The organism is Mesobacillus zeae (assembly GCF_003570705.1).
GTDB lineage: Bacteria > Bacillota > Bacilli > Bacillales > Cytobacillaceae > Mesobacillus_C > Mesobacillus_C zeae.
The window spans coordinates 21,632-39,131 of record NZ_QWVT01000021.1; the positions used below are offsets into that span (position 1 = coordinate 21,632).

At 44.6% G+C, this 17,500-nt stretch carries 21 protein-coding genes; 8 read left to right on the top strand and 13 right to left on the bottom strand.

What is annotated here, in order from left to right:
- Positions 1–20: 20 nt before the first annotated feature.
- The 5 genes from D1970_RS12655 to fabL form a co-directional block, all read right to left on the bottom strand.
- Positions 21–1,769: an ABC transporter ATP-binding protein gene (locus D1970_RS12655; RefSeq protein ID WP_119113241.1), complete on the bottom strand. Its 1,749-nt coding sequence runs from the start codon at positions 1,767–1,769 to the stop codon at positions 21–23.
- Positions 1,770–1,874: 105 nt separating this feature from the next.
- Complete coding sequence (gene ntdP / locus D1970_RS12660) at positions 1,875–2,405, bottom strand: nucleoside tri-diphosphate phosphatase (protein WP_119113242.1); 531 nt, start codon at positions 2,403–2,405, stop codon at positions 1,875–1,877.
- Positions 2,406–2,601: 196 nt separating this feature from the next.
- Positions 2,602–2,856, bottom strand: a complete 255-nt coding sequence (locus D1970_RS12665; protein ID WP_119113243.1) for a YgaB family protein — start codon at positions 2,854–2,856, stop codon at positions 2,602–2,604.
- 281 nt (positions 2,857–3,137) lie between these two features.
- On the bottom strand, positions 3,138–3,302 hold the full coding sequence (locus D1970_RS12670; RefSeq protein WP_119113244.1) for a gamma-type small acid-soluble spore protein: 165 nt from the start codon (positions 3,300–3,302) through the stop codon (positions 3,138–3,140).
- Between the two features lie 102 nt (positions 3,303–3,404).
- A complete protein-coding gene (fabL, locus tag D1970_RS12675) occupies positions 3,405–4,151 on the bottom strand; it encodes an enoyl-[acyl-carrier-protein] reductase FabL (protein ID WP_119113245.1) in 747 nt (248 codons plus the stop codon).
- A gap of 361 nt (positions 4,152–4,512) precedes the next feature.
- On the opposite strand from fabL, the gene yfhS reads away from it, so the two are divergent.
- Entirely contained in the window at positions 4,513–4,737 is a 225-nt protein-coding gene (yfhS, locus tag D1970_RS12680; protein ID WP_119113318.1) for a mother cell protein YfhS, read from the top strand.
- A 26-nt stretch (positions 4,738–4,763) separates the two neighbouring features.
- Here yfhS and mutY read toward each other — a convergent pair whose 3' ends face one another.
- Entirely contained in the window at positions 4,764–5,837 is a 1,074-nt protein-coding gene (gene mutY, locus D1970_RS12685) for an A/G-specific adenine glycosylase (RefSeq protein WP_246370184.1), read from the bottom strand.
- Positions 5,838–6,025: 188 nt separating this feature from the next.
- Between mutY and D1970_RS12690 the strand changes: the two genes are divergently transcribed.
- Positions 6,026–7,006 carry a metal-dependent hydrolase gene (locus tag D1970_RS12690; RefSeq protein WP_119113247.1) on the top strand — a complete coding sequence of 327 codons (981 nt, stop codon included), beginning with the start codon at positions 6,026–6,028 and terminating at the stop codon, positions 7,004–7,006.
- 47 nt (positions 7,007–7,053) lie between these two features.
- Here D1970_RS12690 and D1970_RS12695 read toward each other — a convergent pair whose 3' ends face one another.
- Complete coding sequence (locus D1970_RS12695) at positions 7,054–7,323, bottom strand: YfhJ family protein (protein ID WP_119113248.1); 270 nt, start codon at positions 7,321–7,323, stop codon at positions 7,054–7,056.
- A gap of 131 nt (positions 7,324–7,454) precedes the next feature.
- Here D1970_RS12695 and D1970_RS12700 point away from each other — a divergent pair, with 131 nt between their 5' ends.
- Complete coding sequence (locus D1970_RS12700; protein WP_119113249.1) at positions 7,455–7,631, top strand: small, acid-soluble spore protein K; 177 nt, start codon at positions 7,455–7,457, stop codon at positions 7,629–7,631.
- 20 nt (positions 7,632–7,651) lie between these two features.
- On the opposite strand, the gene D1970_RS12705 is transcribed toward D1970_RS12700, so the two are convergent.
- Positions 7,652–8,008, bottom strand: coding sequence for a YfhH family protein (locus D1970_RS12705; RefSeq protein ID WP_119113250.1), 357 nt, complete (start codon positions 8,006–8,008; stop codon positions 7,652–7,654).
- An 87-nt stretch (positions 8,009–8,095) separates the two neighbouring features.
- Here D1970_RS12705 and D1970_RS12710 point away from each other — a divergent pair, with 87 nt between their 5' ends.
- Entirely contained in the window at positions 8,096–8,773 is a 678-nt protein-coding gene (locus tag D1970_RS12710) for an SDR family NAD(P)-dependent oxidoreductase (protein ID WP_119113251.1), read from the top strand.
- A 142-nt stretch (positions 8,774–8,915) separates the two neighbouring features.
- Here the strand turns inward: D1970_RS12710 and recX are convergent, their stop codons facing one another.
- Positions 8,916–9,728 carry a recombination regulator RecX gene (gene recX / locus D1970_RS12715; protein WP_119113252.1) on the bottom strand — a complete coding sequence of 271 codons (813 nt, stop codon included), beginning with the start codon at positions 9,726–9,728 and terminating at the stop codon, positions 8,916–8,918.
- Positions 9,729–9,824: 96 nt separating this feature from the next.
- Here recX and D1970_RS12720 point away from each other — a divergent pair, with 96 nt between their 5' ends.
- The 4 genes from D1970_RS12720 (at position 9,825) to D1970_RS12740 (ending at position 12,172) form a co-directional block, all read left to right on the top strand.
- Positions 9,825–10,748: a TIGR01777 family oxidoreductase gene (locus tag D1970_RS12720; protein ID WP_119113253.1), complete on the top strand. Its 924-nt coding sequence runs from the start codon at positions 9,825–9,827 to the stop codon at positions 10,746–10,748.
- Positions 10,749–10,818: 70 nt separating this feature from the next.
- The gene (locus tag D1970_RS12725; protein WP_119113254.1) at positions 10,819–10,944 is read left to right on the top strand and encodes a YfhE family protein; all 126 of its coding nucleotides are present in this window, start codon (positions 10,819–10,821) and stop codon (positions 10,942–10,944) included.
- 179 nt (positions 10,945–11,123) lie between these two features.
- Entirely contained in the window at positions 11,124–11,300 is a 177-nt protein-coding gene (locus tag D1970_RS12730) for a YfhD family protein (RefSeq protein WP_119113255.1), read from the top strand.
- A 620-nt stretch (positions 11,301–11,920) separates the two neighbouring features.
- Positions 11,921–12,172 carry a small, acid-soluble spore protein, alpha/beta type gene (locus D1970_RS12740; RefSeq protein ID WP_119113257.1) on the top strand — a complete coding sequence of 84 codons (252 nt, stop codon included), beginning with the start codon at positions 11,921–11,923 and terminating at the stop codon, positions 12,170–12,172.
- 590 nt (positions 12,173–12,762) lie between these two features.
- On the opposite strand, the gene sdhB is transcribed toward D1970_RS12740, so the two are convergent.
- From sdhB to aspA, 4 genes are read right to left on the bottom strand one after another with little or no spacing between them, the layout of a single operon-like run.
- Entirely contained in the window at positions 12,763–13,521 is a 759-nt protein-coding gene (sdhB, locus tag D1970_RS12745; RefSeq protein WP_119113258.1) for a succinate dehydrogenase iron-sulfur subunit, read from the bottom strand.
- A gap of 2 nt (positions 13,522–13,523) precedes the next feature.
- Entirely contained in the window at positions 13,524–15,287 is a 1,764-nt protein-coding gene (gene sdhA, locus D1970_RS12750) for a succinate dehydrogenase flavoprotein subunit (protein ID WP_119113259.1), read from the bottom strand.
- Positions 15,288–15,311: 24 nt separating this feature from the next.
- A complete protein-coding gene (locus D1970_RS12755) occupies positions 15,312–15,926 on the bottom strand; it encodes a succinate dehydrogenase cytochrome b558 subunit (protein ID WP_119113260.1) in 615 nt (204 codons plus the stop codon).
- Between the two features lie 33 nt (positions 15,927–15,959).
- Positions 15,960–17,408 carry an aspartate ammonia-lyase gene (aspA, locus tag D1970_RS12760; protein WP_119113261.1) on the bottom strand — a complete coding sequence of 483 codons (1,449 nt, stop codon included), beginning with the start codon at positions 17,406–17,408 and terminating at the stop codon, positions 15,960–15,962.
- Positions 17,409–17,500: the final 92 nt, after the last annotated feature.

The following is a 17,500-nucleotide window of genomic DNA, read 5'->3' on the forward strand; positions in this document are numbered from 1 at the left end:
TTACGGGCGCTTTCGCTTTTCTATGATTCGAGTTGCTGGACTTGGAAGAGGCTGTAGTAGCCGCCTTTTTGGGCCATTAATTGTTCATGAGTTCCCACTTCGGAAATTTCGCCGTGCTCAAGGAGGACAATCCTGTCCGCATGGGTAATGGTGGATAGGCGGTGGGCAACGATAAAGGTTGTCCTGTCCTTTGCCAGTGTTTCCAGGGCTTCCTGGATTTGATGCTCACTTTCAAGGTCAAGGGCCGATGTCGCTTCATCGAGAATCAAGATAGGAGGATTCTTTAAAAATACTCTCGCGATCGCGATCCGTTGGCGCTGTCCCCCCGAAAGCCTGACACCTCTTTCGCCAACTTTAGTCTCATATCCTTCCGGAAGCGACAAAATAAAGTCATGGGCATTGGCCGCCTTTGCCGCTTCAATTACTTCCTCATCGGTTGCTTCCGGTTTTCCGAGCAAAATGTTCGTTCTAACCGATTCGCTGAAGAGAATGTTATCCTGCAGCACCATCCCGATTTTATTGCGGAGCGAGTGGACTTTAAGTGTCCTGATATCTTTCCCGTCCAACATGATCCTGCCGTCAGAAACGTCATAAAAACGGGGTATCAGGCTGACAAAAGAAGATTTCCCGCCGCCACTCATGCCGACAAGCGCCGTTGTCTCGCCGCGGTGCACATCGATGCTAATATTCTTCAGTACCGGCTGCTCCTCTTCAGAGTAGGCAAAACTGACATTGTCAAAAGTGACGTTTCCATTGAAACCCTTTAGTTCAACAGCATTGGGAGCGTCTTCGATATCGTATTTTTCATCCATGAATTCAAATACCCTGTCCATCGATGCAATTGACTGTGTGATTGTCGTCGATGAATTGACAATCCTCCGAAGCGGATTGTATAGCTTGTCAATATAGGCGATGAACGCCATCATTGTCCCGATGGTCAAGTTTCCAAGAACGACCTCGTAGGCAGAATAGCCAATGACAATCAGCGGTGCCACATCTGTAATTGTATTGACTACCGCAAATGCTTTGGCGTTCCAGCTTGTATGGTCCAACGCTTTTTTTAAAAAATTGCTATTTTGTTTGTCAAAACGTTCCTGTTCATATTCTTCTATGGCAAAGCTTTTGATGACTGGCATTCCCGCTACACGTTCGTGCAAATAGCTTTGGACTTCGGCAAGTGCCTGGGAACGTACTCGTGTCAGCCTGCGAAGATTTCCAAAGAAATAGCGGATGGAAAAAGCATAAAAAGGAAACAGTACGAGAGATACAATAGTCAGTTTGACATTCATCGTAAACATGATTGCTATTGCAATGAGGATGGTTGCCGCATCGAGCCAAAGGTTCATCAAGCCTGTTATCACAAAAGACTTCGTCTGCTCGACATCGTTTATCACTCTGGAAATGACTTCCCCGGCCCTTGTCTTCGCATAATACTTGAAACTGAGCTTTTGCAGATGGGTAAAAAGTTCATCCCTTATATCGTACAAAATCTTGCTCGATGTCCATTGCGCGAAATACTGGCGATAATATTCGATTGGCGGGCGGAGTACCACAAAAATGATAATCATGATTCCCATTACCATAACCAGATGGTCTATTTTTTCCGGTTGGGTCATCCCAGCGTTCCCGATCACGTCATCAACAACATATTTGATTAACAGCGGGATCATCAGTGGAATCGCAAATTTGAGAATCCCAATGAGGACCGTACCGAAAATTTGCCATTTGTAGGGTTTGACGAACTTAAGATATCTATATATGCTACCCAAAACACTCTCCTCTTTTCCCTGGCCGGCAGCATGCCAGCCAAATAAAAACCTGTTGAAGCAAATTCAACAGGTAACACTGATGCAGAGCATAAAGCATGGCGGTTTTTAGCGCCTGTACGTCAGAAAGCGCTCATACCATGTGTCGATAAAGTCTGGTGCAAACGGACCCTTTCTCTGCCTGATCCAATAAATAAGTTTGTCGACATTGTATTTAAGGATCTGGTCGATTACTTCGGGATACTGCATTTCTTTGCGATGGCGCTCATATTCATCCTCATCCAGAAGATTGAAGGTCATATCAGGAAATATTTTGATATCGAGGTCATAATCAATATATTTCAATGCTTTCCCGTCAAAAATAAAAGGAGAGCTAATATTGCAGTAATAGTAAACTCCATCTTCCCGAATCATTCCAATCACATTGAACCAGTGCTCGGCATGAAAGTAACAGATTGCAGGTTCACGTGTAATCCAGGTTCTTCCGTCTGACTCTGTAACAACAGTCCGGTCGTTCCCGCCAATTACCAGGCTCTGGGTTCCCTTTAGTACGGTTGTTTGCTCCCAAACTCTATGGATGTGCCCATCATGTTTATAGCTATGTATTTGTAATGATTCACCTTCAACGGGTGCGCCCATCATTTCTCCCCTACTTTCCTTTCACAAGCTTTTGCAACCTGTCGTGTTATAGTTATCTCAAAAAATTTTTAAACGACAAAAGACAACATTTCCATTTTTTATTATTATAACGGTTCATGAGAGAATTTAAAACAAAAGAGCCGCGTTTTTCGTTAACGAGGCCCTGTAAAATATGGATATTTTCTGTCCGAGGTACTCAACGGGCCGAAAAGCTTAGCTCCTGATAGGAACGGATTACCTCTTCCGTCTGTTCTTCAAACATCCTGTGGATATCAGTTAGTTCATCCTTCATCCTGTCAATAACCGCCCTGACTTCCTCAAGCTTTGTCTCCTCCCTTAACGAGACAAGCTCCTCTTCGACCTTTTGGCAGCGTTCAATTTCTGACTGCAGATAAAGAAGCTTCTCCATTGTCCTCATCTGAACAGAAACCAAGTCATTAAATTGATCCATAGTTCCCCACCGCCTGTAATTTATTTTCACGTTATGTATTTCGTCCTTCTGAGACAAAACCCTTTGACTAGTTCTGTTGACAGGTAGGAACCTTTGTCGAAAGCACGTTAAAGTCATTACCCATCAATCTGCTGTGGTGGTTGGAGGAGATGGCTTTGGTCGATATATCACTAATGTTAGTCAAAATATGTATTTTCTGGAACCATAAAAAAAACGCCCTCCCTAACAAGGGAGAGCGCTGTGGTTATGATATTAGCTTCGGCGAAATTATCCAGCAACCGTTACTTGTTAGACTCAGCTTTCTGGTTCTGGCGCTTTACTTCTTGGGCATTAGTTTCGCTTGCGAACTCGGTGCCGAATTGGCCGCCTTGGGAAGCTTGGCTGTTTTGCTGACGTACTTCCTGAGCGTTAGTGCCGGATTGGGTTTGATTTGGTCTTTTTGCCATCGTTATCACCTCCACGACTATTAATGTAACCAAGTCGCGGTGATGGTATCCAATCATCCCATTACCAATTTTCGGAAGGATCACAAACAGCTTAGACGCTTCCTATACAAGCAGTGAAATGCCGCCATCCACAATGATTGTCTGCCCGCAAATCATGCCGGCTTCATTGCCAAGCAGGAACATGACTGCATTAACCATGTCATCAATTTCCACCATTCGTCCTGCAGGAGTCTTTTTCTTAGCTTCTTCCAGCATCTCTTCCCGATTAGGGAAATGCAAAAGAGCTTCCGTGTCGACTGCTCCGCCAGACACTGCATTGACGCTGATATTCTTCGGTGCCAGCTCGACAGCGAGATACCTTGTCAGCGCTTCAAGCGCAGCCTTCGAGACACCCACTGTTGTATAGTTTTCCAAATAACGGATTGAGCCAAGTGAACTGATGCTAACAATCTTTCCGCCGCCTGCATTTTCCATCAGCTTTGCAGCTTCCTGAGCGCAAAAAAGAAGGGCTTTGCTGTTTATATTCATCGTCCAGTCCCAGTGTGACTCCTCCAGCTCCATCGCCGGACGAAGTACCCCTGAAGCAGCGTTATTGACAAAGATATCAAGTCTGCCGAATTCTTCTTCGATTTGTTCAAACATTAGTTTAATCTTGGAAACATCCCCGACATTAGCTTTAACCACAAGGACTTTCCTGCCAAGCTTTTCGATTTCTCCTGCAGTTTCAAGAGCGCCTTTCTTGCTCCGTGCGTAATTGACAACAATGTCATATCCTTCTTTCGCCAGCCTAAGGGCAATTCGTCTGCCGATTCCCCTGCTGCTCCCTGTAACAAGTGCTACTTTTTGCATATCTCTGTTCCTTTCTACTCTTAGTGGTTTTATTGTAGCTTTTCTAGGTATATAAGACAATGAGGAGATAAAACTATGTGGGAAGAAAAGCGAAAGCGCCCGGTTAGCAGCGTATGGACTGGAGCACGCCGGCACGAGATAAAGGAAACACAATGAGCGCTAGCGAATCAATGTTGACTTATAACGCTAAGGGCGCGCACGTCCTGTGCGCAACGCCTTACTCGCACATCCTGTGCTTCGTCGTAGGGAGGTGGGCGAAGTCCACTAGGCGCTGGGCGCTGGAGCTGGACAATGAAAAGCGAAAGCGCCCGGTTAGCAAATACACCGGCTGTAAAAAATGAATGCAGAAAGGATGATGGATGTGTATGTAGGCCGCGACTTAACCGAATTGACGATGATGTCCAAGAGCGAATGGAGGGAAAGCGAGCTTGCTTTCTTCCACCATTCCTTGCAGCAGGTAGTTCCCTATTTAAATGCCGAGGGCCAGTCCCTTCACCGCCAGATTGTTGAAGAAATTGAAAAACGCGGCGGAATAGGCCGTAACGAGGCCGATTACACCCATGGAACAAAACCAACCTACGATTAAAAATGAAAAAACGCCGCGATCTTGCTTTACGGCGTTTTAATACTGTCCAAATAGAGCTTCAATATTTTTTGGTGCGAAACAGGCATAGCATAATCTTTCAATTCTTCAGGAGACACAAGGCGGTAATGATCCGATTTCTCAAAGTCTTCCGGAAGCCCGCCAGTAAAAACCAGGATATTCCATATAAGATGTGTAAAAATATGCTGAATTCTTTCCGGCAGCACTGCAACCTGTATTTCCATTTCATACAGGCCTGAAATATAGTCCTCAAGCTGCCTGCGCTCACCTGGAAATGCCGGGCTTACTTCTGTATTAGGGAATTCCCACAGATTGGCAAGCAACCCTTCGCCCGGGCGCTTGCAGATTAAAAAACGGCCCTCTTGGTCAACAAGGACAGCTGCTCCCAAATCAACAGCCCTTTGCTTTTTCTTTTTAGACTTAACTGGAAGCTCCTGCTGGACTCCATCATGGTACGCCTGGCAATATTCATTGACCGGGCAAAGGAGACATGACGGGGAAGTCGGAGTGCATATTAACGCTCCAAGCTCCATTAAAGCCTGGTTAAAATACGAAGGATTACTATGGTCAATCAACTCTCTCACTGATGCTTCAAAAATTTTTCTCGCAGCAGGTTTGGCGATATCCTCTGATATCAGCAAGATCCTTGAAAGGACTCTCATTACATTTCCATCAACTGCAGGCTCGGGCTTCCCATAGGCAATGCTTAAAATTGCACCAGCGGTGTATGGCCCCACCCCTTTTAACGAGGAAATTTCTTTGGGTGTGTCCGGAACATTCCCGTCATATTTCTCGTTTACTTCACGGACTGCCGCTTGCAGATTCCGCACCCTTGAATAATAGCCGAGCCCTTCCCATGCTTTCAGCACCTTTTCCTCATCCGCTTCAGCCAGTGCGCGAATCGATGGAAATTGTTCCATAAAGCGAGTAAAATAAGGGATGACGGTATCAACTCTTGTCTGCTGCAGCATGATTTCCGAAACCCATACCCTGTAAGGGTCACTGTCTTTCCGCCAAGGCAAATCTCTCTGCTCCTTGGAAAACCAGCCAATTAAATCATCCTGAAAGGCCTTGATATCCATTCCCTTCAAATTTTCCAACTGTTTATTCTTCACCTTTTGCTCCTCCATGTGTTAAACATACTGCATATTAGGGAATATAATATTAACGTTATTCCCGCTTTTGTAACTTAACGTAAACCATACTTTTTATAATGGCAAGGAATAATACATTCCATTTTTTCATCAATCCCGAAAAGGGGGTTTTCTCATTGGATACCGGAACACATGTCGTAATGGGACTGGCGCTTGGCGGACTTGCCACACTTGATCCTGTCGTAGCAAGCGATCCAGCGACAGCCAGCAGCGTCCTTGCCGCCACCATTATTGGCTCACAAATACCTGATATTGATACAGTCTTAAAACTAAGGAACAATGCTGTTTATATCCGTAACCATAGAGGGGTCACCCACTCGATTCCCGCAGTTATCCTGTGGCCGCTCTTGATTACCGGATTGATTTTTCTCTTTTATCAGGACGCAAACATCCTCCACTTGTGGATGTGGACACAAATTGCTGTTTTCTTTCATGTTTTTGTCGACATTTTCAACGCATACGGAACGCAGGCCCTGCGGCCGTTTTCATCAAAATGGGTAGCCCTGGGAATCATCAATACGTTTGACCCATTCATATTCGGGCTCCATGTAGCCGGACTTTTCCTATGGGCTTTTGGCGCCGATCCCGGATTTACGTTCCTGGCTGTTTATGCCGTGCTTTTCTCATACTATATCAACCGGTATATTTATCAGCAGCGACTCGTAAAGATTGTCAAAGACATGATTCCAGATGCAACGGAAATTATCGTTGCCCCTACAATGCGATACCACCAGTGGAGAATCGCAGTCATGAACAGGCATCAATTTTTTGTCGGAAGGGCCCATCGTGACGAGGTGAATATACTTGACCAGTTTGACCGGGTGCCCGTCCCTGAAACTCCCGTTCTGAAAGCCGCGAGAAAAGATGAGAACCTGTCAGCATTTTTATCTTTTTCTCCCGTTTATCGCTGGGAAATGGATGATCACACCGACCATTATGAGGTAAGGTTTATCGACCTTCGCTACCGCAGCAATGGGCACTATCCATTTGTCGCAGTCGTAAACCTTGATAAGGACTTGAAAATAATCAGTTCTTACACCGGCTGGATTTACAGTGAAGAAAAGCTCCGCAAGAAACTGAATATCCTGCCTAGCTGATGATGTTTGCAAGACAGAAAAAACGATGCCGATTGGCATCGCTTTTCTTAATGAAGCTTTTTTTCATCCTCTTCCAAATAGTGCTTGTACTTAGGATTTTCGGCTACGAATTCATGCAGCTTTTCACCATAATGCTCGATCCACTGGCGGACGACTTTTTCTGTCATTTCGCTGCCTTGATACTCCCTACCAGCTTTGGCAGAAGTGGTTTCAAAATCATCCCACAACAGTTCCACCCATGTCAGCGCCTGGTTATGAGAGATACTATTGTTTTTCTCCAGCAAAAGATTGGCCAGCCGTTCATGATAGTCGTTCACTTTTTGTCACCTCATTGGCATTATTTGAGTGCAATGGCTGGTGATATTGCTTCTTCAACTTACGGATACTAATACTGGCGTGAATGATTCATCTTCACGTAACTAACTACTACCCGGTCAAGGAGGCAGCCATGCGGAATAAAGCAAAGAATTTCCCGGACTTCAACGGAAACCGGCTTGAAGGACAGCCGCGCGCAAAATCCGAATATGCTTCAAAAAGGGCGGATGGAACCATTAATACGCATCCACAGGAAAGAATGTATGCATCCTCCCATCGGGAAGATGACAGTGCGATCCCGAAAAAATAACTGAATGGCAGTCTGAAATTTTACTGGGGCAAATGCCCAGGTCCATCCTGGCCAAGCCCCAGTTTTTTCAAAAGACTGATGGGCAGCGCCTCTTCTTTTCCATTACCATTTAAACGGTAACCCCAAGCAAATACTCCATTGATATAATTTATTTTAAAATACGCACCATGGTCTCCTTCTACCTGGTAAAGCTCTCCTGGCAGGAAATCTTCCGGGTTCAGTAAATATGCTTTTGCCATGGCGGCTTTCCGCTCCAAAACAGCTAATTCATTCAACATGCCCATCTGTTCGGCTTTCCTTGCCTTTTCGCGGAGAGAGGCAATCTCTTGCTGTAATTCATATTCCGTAAATCTGCTGTAGCGCTTATCTTGAGACATTTTTTTCACTCCCTGATTCTTCTATGTTTCATGATACTCAATTTTGAGGTATAAATAAAGAAGGCAACGCAAAAGGAGGCAAACTTCATGAAAACTATTATTGTTACAGGTGCAGGGACAGGGCTGGGAAAAGAGCTGTCTCTTTTATTTTCACAAAAAGAATACCACATCGTATTGGCGGGCAGGCATAGCAAGAAGCTGGCAGGGGTACGGACAGAAATCGAACAAGCTGGCGGCAGCGCATCCGAGCTGGTGCTCGATGTACGCAACCACGATGACATTAAAGAAAAAATGCTTGTACTGAATAAGTCATTCGACTTGTACGGGCTTATCAATAATGCTGGGATTGGCGTTTTCGGCCCGTTCACCGAGTCAAGGGACAAAGATATTGAAGACGGTTTTTCAACGAATGTATATGGCCCTATGTTTATGACCAAGGCGCTGCTGCCTTATTTGGAGTTAAAAGGCGAGGGTCTGATCCTCAACATTATCTCTACTGCAGGCCTTCGGGGAAAGAAGAATGAAGCAGTCTACTGTGCCGGAAAATTCGCCTTACGTGGACTTACCGAAAGCCTGCAAAAAGAGTACGAAGGAACCGGTATCCAATTTGTCGCTGCCTATATGGGCGGCATGAATACACCTTTTTGGGAAGGAAGCAGCCATGTTGAAAATCCCGAAAGTTTCCGTTCTCCACACGAGGTTGCAGAAATCATTCTTTCTCAGCTTGATCAAAAGGAAATTATTATCGAATCAAAAAAGCGATAAAGCCATCTCTTGTTTGGGGCTTGCCGGCATCTTGCGGGAACGTTGGCGCAAGGAATTTTATCTGAGCCGAACAGTTATTGAAATCGAAGTGAAAAATTCGCTTCAAAAAATCATGACGCATTGTCATGATTTTTTATTTTCGCTAGTCTTCGTCCTCGATGCTGTCGAGGTATCGATCGATCAAGTCTATAGGAAACCCTTTTTGATAAAGTCCTTGCTTTATTTTCCTCCGGAATTCATAACCCAAAAGCTTTGAATGTTTTTTCCTGAGCTTTTCGCCTTGGTAGGACAGTGCCTCCATTTCGGCATTATCCTGTTTTTCAACCACAACTTCTTCAAGTGCAATCGAGATAATACTGAAGGGATATCCTTTTCTCAATAAAAGCTGCTCAAGCTTTTGCTTTAAAATCCTTGAAGAGTCCCTCACATTTTTGACAGCGAATTTGCTTCCTATTTTTATCGCTTTTTCAATCTGTGCATCAATGGCATATTCGGCCATTGTTTCATCGATGAGTGCACCGGCGATTCCCTTTTCTTTTAATTCTTGTCTGATCAGGGATGGACCCTTGTCGCTTGTATTGACCTGCGTCCTTAAATAAGCAGTCGCAAACTCCCTGTCGTTGAGGAAATCGAATTGGTATAGCCTGTGGATCGCTTCATTGATGACTGGCTCCGCAATTTCCTTTTTTTGCAGATGAGCCCGCACTTCTTTTTCCGACCTCATCCGATGGGAAAGATACTGGATGGCTTGATTATAGGTCTTTCGGATATCATCGTGGAAAAGAATTTCAGTCAGGGACAAATCATCAAGCTCCATTCCTTTTTTCAGCCCGTGCTTGATTAAGACGTCTTCATCAACTGAAAAGGCGTATTCCTCTCCTTTCCCTGAATCAGTAAAAATACTATAGCGCTCTTTATTATGCTTTTGGACAGATATTTTTGCGATGATTGGCATATAATCACTCCCATTATAACTGTAACACATTGAAATAAGGTTTTTTGGCCGACAGTGTGTAAAATAAAAATAAGACACACGCCAGGAGGTATAAAGATGAGGGTAGCTGTAACAGGCGGAACCGGACTTGTCGGAAAAGCGCTTTGCCGTTTTCTAACGGACAATGGCCATGAAGCAATTGTGCTTACGAGGAAGAGCACTGCAAAGGCGGAAGCTGCGGCTGGTCCTAAAAGCAAAGGTGGTGGAGTTCGCTTTGTCCGTTGGCTGAATGATGGTGACAGGCCCGAAAAAGAGCTGAAAGGAATTCATGCCATAGTGAATTTGGCAGGTGCCACCATCAATACCCGCTGGACTGAAGAAGGAAAAAAGCGAATTATAGAGAGCAGGCTACAGGCCGGCGAGGAAGTAAACCGGATTATTAGCGCAATGGAGAATAAGCCGGCAATCCTTGTGAATGCATCGGCAATCGGGATATACGGGACATCGCTTGATCACACTTTTACAGAGCGGCTGGATGCAGATGGAGAAGACTTTCTGGCCTACACAGCAAGGAAGTGGGAAGCGGTGGCGGGTAAAGCATCCGACCTGGGGCTACGCACCGTATTATGCCGTTTTGGTGTCATTCTCGATTCCGATGAGGGCGCTTTGCCGCGCATGGCTCTTCCCTATCGTCTTTTCGCTGGCGGAACGGTGGGCTCAGGACGGCAATGGATATCTTGGATTCATATTGAGGACGTAGTCAGGGGCATTTTGTTTGCCATTGACAACCCGAATTTGGCTGGACCGGTGAACTTTACTTCTCCAGACCCGGTAAGGATGAAAGATTTCGGCAGGTCGCTTTCAGTAGCTATCGGGAAACCGCATTGGCTGCCCGTACCCACTTTTGCACTGAAGCTGATGCTCGGCGAAATGAGTGTGCTTGTGCTTGAAGGCCAAAAGGTTTTGCCGAAGAAACTTCTGGAGAATGGATTTTCATTTAACTATCCCGTCCTTGATCAGGCATTAGCGGATATTTTTTGAGGTGGTACCTGTTTATTCCTTCCCTTCATGGAAATACTGTTAAACGACTATAACAGGAAGGGTGATCGGATTGGAAAAGAAGAAAAAAGAAAAGCAGAGGCATACATTGTCAAGCATGCAGGAAGTTACGTACAACCATGAATTTAAGATGGCGGACAAGGCCGGCGGCTTCCGCAGGGACAAGCGGGACCAATAGGTGAATGGCGCTGACGGATGAACGCAGGACTAGTGTTCTTCTGGAAATTCAGATAAGAATGTTATTACCAATCATACGTACTGAAACAAACGTACAACATAAAGGTACAGGACAAAGCTCCTGTGCTTTTTATGTTTGTTTGCAGGAGGAAATAAAACACACCTGGAAGGGGTTTTACTATGCCACGTTCACGCGGACACCGAAATCGCGATAAAAACACTGCATCACTGCCACAAGTCCCTAAAAACATGAAAACAGACGGCCGGGATGTTGAATTCGACCGTGACTTAGCCGACCACGAAGACTTGGAGGCAATGGCACGCTCCAAATCGGCCGATTCAAGAGTCAAAGGATAAGAAACGGCGTGCTGTTGCAGTGTGACACATCACCGCGCCGGGGGTCAGGCACGCAGACTTGGGGTGATGCAGCATTGCTTCAACGCACCGGGGGTCAGGCCCCAAAACAAAAACAGCAAAAGCAGGATCCTGGTGATCCTGCTTTTGCTGTTTTTAGGGGAGGGGTTGGTTTTCATTTACTAAAGGGAGATGGGTAAGGGCAGTATGTAAATTCATTCACTAACCTTCCTTGGTTATAATATAGCTGATTTTCCCTAGTTATACAATGGACTTCACATTAGATTCACAAAACTTTTTATTATTTCCCTCTTCTGTTTTTCTTATAATTCAATACATATCCACAACACTGGTTATAATGTGGATAACTATCCACTAATCCTTATCATTACTCACTTCATCAGGTCTTGTGGGATGTGGGTAAATTCATGTGGATAACCATCGATCAGCTTGTGGATACTGTGCATAAACCTGTGGAGGGCTTATTTTATCAAGGTTTATGCTGTAAATAACTCTCTGGATAAACTATAGCTTCCCCCACTTTTATACTCTTGGAGACTAATCCCTCTTTAGCAAATAACATAGAACGTTGCGGGCACTCTATAAAAAAAGGAGGATTGACAATGGCACGCAGAAATAAAATACTTGTCCCAGAAGCTAGGGACTCCCTTGATCAGCTTAAAGCTAAAATAGCTGGGACCTCAGATCCACAGGCAGCCAAATTCGAAGCTGCAGAAGAAGCTGGAGTTCCGCTTAAAAATGGCTATAATGGGCAGCTTACATCGGAGCAGGCCGGAAAAGTCGGAGGCAGACTTGGCGGCGGCATGGTCCGTGAAATGGTGAGAATGGCACAGGAGAATATGAAAAAGAAATAAAAAAAATATAACTATTGACAAAGGTATGTAGAAAAGGTAAACTAGTCTAGTTCGTCCAATATTGTAACTTGGAACATTGAGTCATAAACTTATGGCGTTCTGCTTAATATATTTTCTTGAACAACTTATTCACACTGGATCGGCTTCGGAGCCGTAAGGATGTAAGAGAGGTAGGGCTTACGTCGTTTAGGTTACAAAATCATCAAGTGGAATAACAGTACCGCGGCGGTTTATATGGAACAGATTCAATTAAATAAATCTTGTGAAGTTGCAAGTTACAAGCAGTATCAATTGAAAGCGGACCAGCTTACGAGGTCCGCTTTTTTCATTTGTTAAAACAGGTTCAGAAAAATTGGATATAGCGAAATCTTTTCTAAATAACAACCTCAACACCCTCCCCACATTCACTTACCAGCAACTAATTCATTTACACTTTATCACACTAAACAGTGCCTGACCCCCAGTGCGTTAACACAATGATACGGCACACTACTTCCGCGTGCCTGACCCCCGGCGCTTTAACGCAATAAACGGAGCCTGGATCCCTTTAGCATACTAAAGGGGTCCAGGCTCCGTTTTATTTTGCTCTTTTAGAAGTTTCCAAAGAAGCTTTTGAAGGAATGAAGTGTTACTTGGCGGTTCAGGTGAGCGATTGACGTTGTCAACGGAATGCCTTTAGGGCAAACTTCGACGCAGTTTTGCGAGTTACCGCAAGTTGTAATTCCGCCCTCTCCCATTACAGCTTCAAATCTTTCATCCTTGTGCATTGCACCAGTTGGATGGGCGTTGAATAGACGAACTTGGGATAACGGAGCAGGTCCCATGAACGGAGAATTGTCATTCACGTTCGGGCATGCTTCCAAGCAGCATCCGCAAGTCATACATTTTGATAACTCATAAGCCCATTGGCGTGTATTTTCAGGCATCCTTGGACCAGCGCCTAAATCATAAGTTCCATCGATAGGAACCCAAGCTTTCACTTTCTTCAGCGAATCAAACATACGCTGCCTGTCAACCGCAAGGTCACGGACAACTGGGAAAGTGCTAAGCGGTGCTACTTTGATAGGCTGTTCAAGCTGGTCAATCAGTGATGAACATGCCTGGCGAGGCTTGCCGTTAATAACCATGGAACAAGCTCCGCAAACCTCTTCAAGGCAAACTGACTCCCAGATAACCGGTGTAGTTTCCTTGCCTTGTGCATTCACGGGATTCTTTTGAATTTCCATCAAAGCCGAAATAATGTTCATGTTAGAACGGTAAGGAACCAAGAATTCTTCCTGGTACGGCTTGGAATTAGCATCCTGCTGCCTTGTGATAATCAAGTGAATTTTTTTGCTGTCTCCTGCCATGATTACTTGGCTCCTTTCTTCGCCTTGGTGTAATCCCGTTTCCGCGGTGTAATAAGCGAAATGTCAACTTCCTCATAAGAAAGCTCAGGTTTTTTCGTTTTAGCGTTGAAACGTGCCATAGTTGTTTTCAGCCATTCTTCGTCATTCCGGTCAGGGAATTCAGGCTTGTAGTGAGCACCGCGGCTTTCGTTACGGTTGTAAGCTCCAAGCGTGATGACATGCGCAAGGTTGATCATGCCTTCAAGCTGGCGGACGAACGAAGCGCTTGAGTTGCTCCATTTTGCTGTATCTTCGATGTTAATGCGTTTAAATCTTTCTGTGAACTCTTGAAGTTTTTCATAAGCCATTTTCAGCTTTGCATTTTCACGGACAACAGTGACATTTGCTGTCATCATTTCGCCAAGCTCTTTATGAAGCATGTAGGCATTTTCATTGCCGTCCATTGAAAGGATAGACTGATATTTTTTATTGTCTTCTTCAAGCTGCTTATCAAAGATTGCTGCAGGTATTGAATCCACAGATTTTTCAACGCCGCTGATGTAATTAAGCGCTGAAGGACCTGCAACCATACCACCGTATACTGCTGACAGAAGGGAGTTCGCACCAAGACGGTTTGCACCATGCTGGGAGTAATCGCACTCACCTGCAGCAAATATGCCAGGAATGTTAGTCTGTTGTTGAAGATCAACCCAAAGTCCGCCCATTGAATAGTGCACGGCAGGGAAGATTTTCATTGGAACTTTACGTGGGTCGTCGCCCATGAATTTCTCGTAAATTTCCATGATGCCGCCTAGTTTGATATCAAGCTGTTTGGAATCAATATGAGATAAATCAAGATATACTTTGTTTTCACCGTCAATACCAAGTTTTTGGTTCACACAAACATCGAAGATTTCACGAGTTGCGATATCACGTGGTACAAGGTTTCCGTATGCAGGATATTTTTCCTCAAGGAAATACCAAGGTTTTCCATCTTTATATGTCCAAACACGGCCGCCTTCACCACGTGCTGATTCACTCATGAGACGGTTTTTGTCGTCTCCAGGAATTGCAGTTGGGTGGATCTGAATGAATTCGCCGTTCGCATAAATGGCTCCCTGCTCGTACAGCCTTGCAGCTGCGTAACCAGTATTGATTGTTGAGTTTGTCGACTTGCCAAAAATAAGTCCAGGACCGCCTGTTGCAATGATAACTGCATCAGCCGGGAATGGCTTAATTTCCATTGATTTAAGGTTTTGCGCTGTGATCCCGCGGCAAATTCCTTCGTCATCAAGTACAGCTGAAACAAATTCCCAGCCTTCGTACTTTGTTACAAGACCATCTACTTCATACTTTCTGACTTGCTCATCAAGTGCATAAAGAAGCTGCTGGCCTGTTGTTGCACCAGCAAACGCTGTCCGGTGATGCTGTGTACCGCCAAAACGACGGAAGTCCAGCAGACCTTCTGGCGTACGGTTAAACATTACACCCATACGGTCGAACATATGAATGATTTTCGGTGCAGCCTCACACATTCCTTTTACTTGAGGCTGGTTTGCAAGGAAGTCTCCGCCGTATACAGAGTCATCAAAGTGCTCCCACGGTGAGTCATTCTCCCCTTTTGTATTGACTGCTCCGTTAATTCCGCCCTGCGCACAAACTGAGTGCGAGCGTTTAACCGGGACAATCGAAAATAAGTCAACTTTTGTTCCTTTTTCAGCGATTTTAATTGCTGCCATAAGACCTGCAAGACCGCCGCCAACGATAACAATTTTGCCTTTGCTCATAAGTGATGTCCTCCTATCCAGCTATCATGCAAATGCAAGGATTGCGCGTACACCAATGATGGATAGTACGACAAAAAGTCCAAGTGTGATAATTGCGAAAAACTTTTGTGATTTAGGTGAAACAGTGATTCCCCAAGTGATGAGGAAAGTCCAGATGCCATTAGCGAAATGGTATACAGCAGCTACAATCCCTACAATATAAAGAGCCAAAGATACAGGATTGTCTACGATATTAGCCATCAAGTTGAAGTTGGCTTCTGCATCAAAGAACTCAACTTGTACTTTTGTTTCCCAAATATGCCAAGTAACGAAAATAAAAGTGATCACTCCGCTTAGGCGCTGTAAGAAGAATTTCCAGTTGCGCGAATAGCCATAGCTCCCTACATTGTTCTTTGACTGGAATGCAATATACATTCCGTAAATGGCATGGAAGTAAAGTGGGATAAAGATGATAAATGACTCAAGAAAAATTTTGAATGGCAGATTGACCATTACTCCTGCTGCCGTATTGTAAGCATCCATTCCCCACGTTGCCGTATAGTTAACGAACAAGTGGACTGTCAGGAACACCCCAACTGGGATGATTCCTGACAGGGAGTGAAGTTTACGGTAAAGGTGCTGATTTTTTCCCCGCTCCATATGTGTTAGTGCCTCCTTTTGCTATTGCAAGTATTAAACCAGTACCGGTTCTTTTTCTTGTTTTTTGCTGTCTAAAAGTTCTTTTCCTGCAATGCCAGGATGCGTCATTTCAAATGGGTTTAAGATAAGGTCAAGCTCTCCAGCTGTTAACACGCCGCGTTCAAGAACGATTTCTCTTACTGGCCTGTTGCTGAGGATTGCTTCCCTTGCAATGGATGCAGCTGTTTCATAACCAACGTGAGGGTTGATTGCTGTAATCACGCCAACGCTGTTATTTACATAAGCAGCCATTCTTTCTTCATTTGCTGTGATGCCTTTTAGGCAATGCTCACGGAAAACATTGAATACATTTGTCATAATTTTGATTGATTGAAGGAGATTAAATACAATGACTGGTTCCATAACGTTAAGCTCAAATTGGCCTGCTTCAGACGCCATGCTGATTGTCAAATCATTTCCAACAACCTGGAATGCGCTTTGGTTCAATACTTCAGCCATTACAGGGTTTACTTTTCCTGGCATGATAGAAGATCCTGGTTGGCGTGCTGGAAGGTTGATTTCACCAAATCCGCAACGTGGGCCAGATGTCATCATGCGTAGGTCGTTAGCGATTTTTGACATATTCAACATACAAACTTTAAGCGCTGCAGAAACCTCAATATAGCAATCTGTGTTTTGTGTTCCGTCAACAAGGTTTTCTGCTCCTGTTATTGGGAAACCACTGAATTGAGCAAGGTATCCTACTGCTTTTTTGATGTATTCAGGATCAGCATTCAAGCCTGTTCCAACGGCAGTAGCTCCCATGTTCACTTCATGCAGGTGGTCTCTAGTTGCGCTGATTCTCTTGATGTCTCTTCTCAAAACGCGTGCATATGCTTCGAACTCTTGGCCTAGGCGTACTGGAACAGCATCCTGCAAGTGAGTACGTCCCATTTTGATAACAGCATCGAATTCCATTGCTTTGTTCATGAACTCGCTATGAAGCTCTTCCATTGCTTCAATCAATGCTTCCATAGTCATTAGTGAGGACAAGTGGATTGCAGTAGGGAAAGAGTCATTTGTAGACTGTGCCATGTTTACATGTGAGTTCGGGCTGATTACTTTGTAAGATCCTTTTGCTTCGCCAATCAGTTCAAGCGCACGGTTTGCAATGACCTCGTTTGTATTCATGTTGATTGATGTTCCTGCACCACCCTGGATAGGATCCACAATAAATTGATCATGCAGTTTGCCATTGATTACTTCTTCTGCTGCTGTGCTGATTGCATCAGCAACCTTGCGGTCAAGTTGTCCGATTTCGGCATTTGCAAGGGCTGCAGATTTCTTAACAATAGCCATAGCTTTGATCAGAGCTTCATCAATCCGATACCCGGTGATTGGAAAGTTTTCGATTGCACGCATTGTTTGCACGCCATAGTACGCATTAACAGGTACTTCTTTTTCACCCAAAAAGTCTTTTTCGATACGGAATTGTTCAGCCATTTTCTGTCATCTCCCAATTTTCAATGTGGACAGCCGTCCGACTAAGAACGGCTGCCAAATTTATTTTCAAACCGGATATCCGGTTTGTTTAA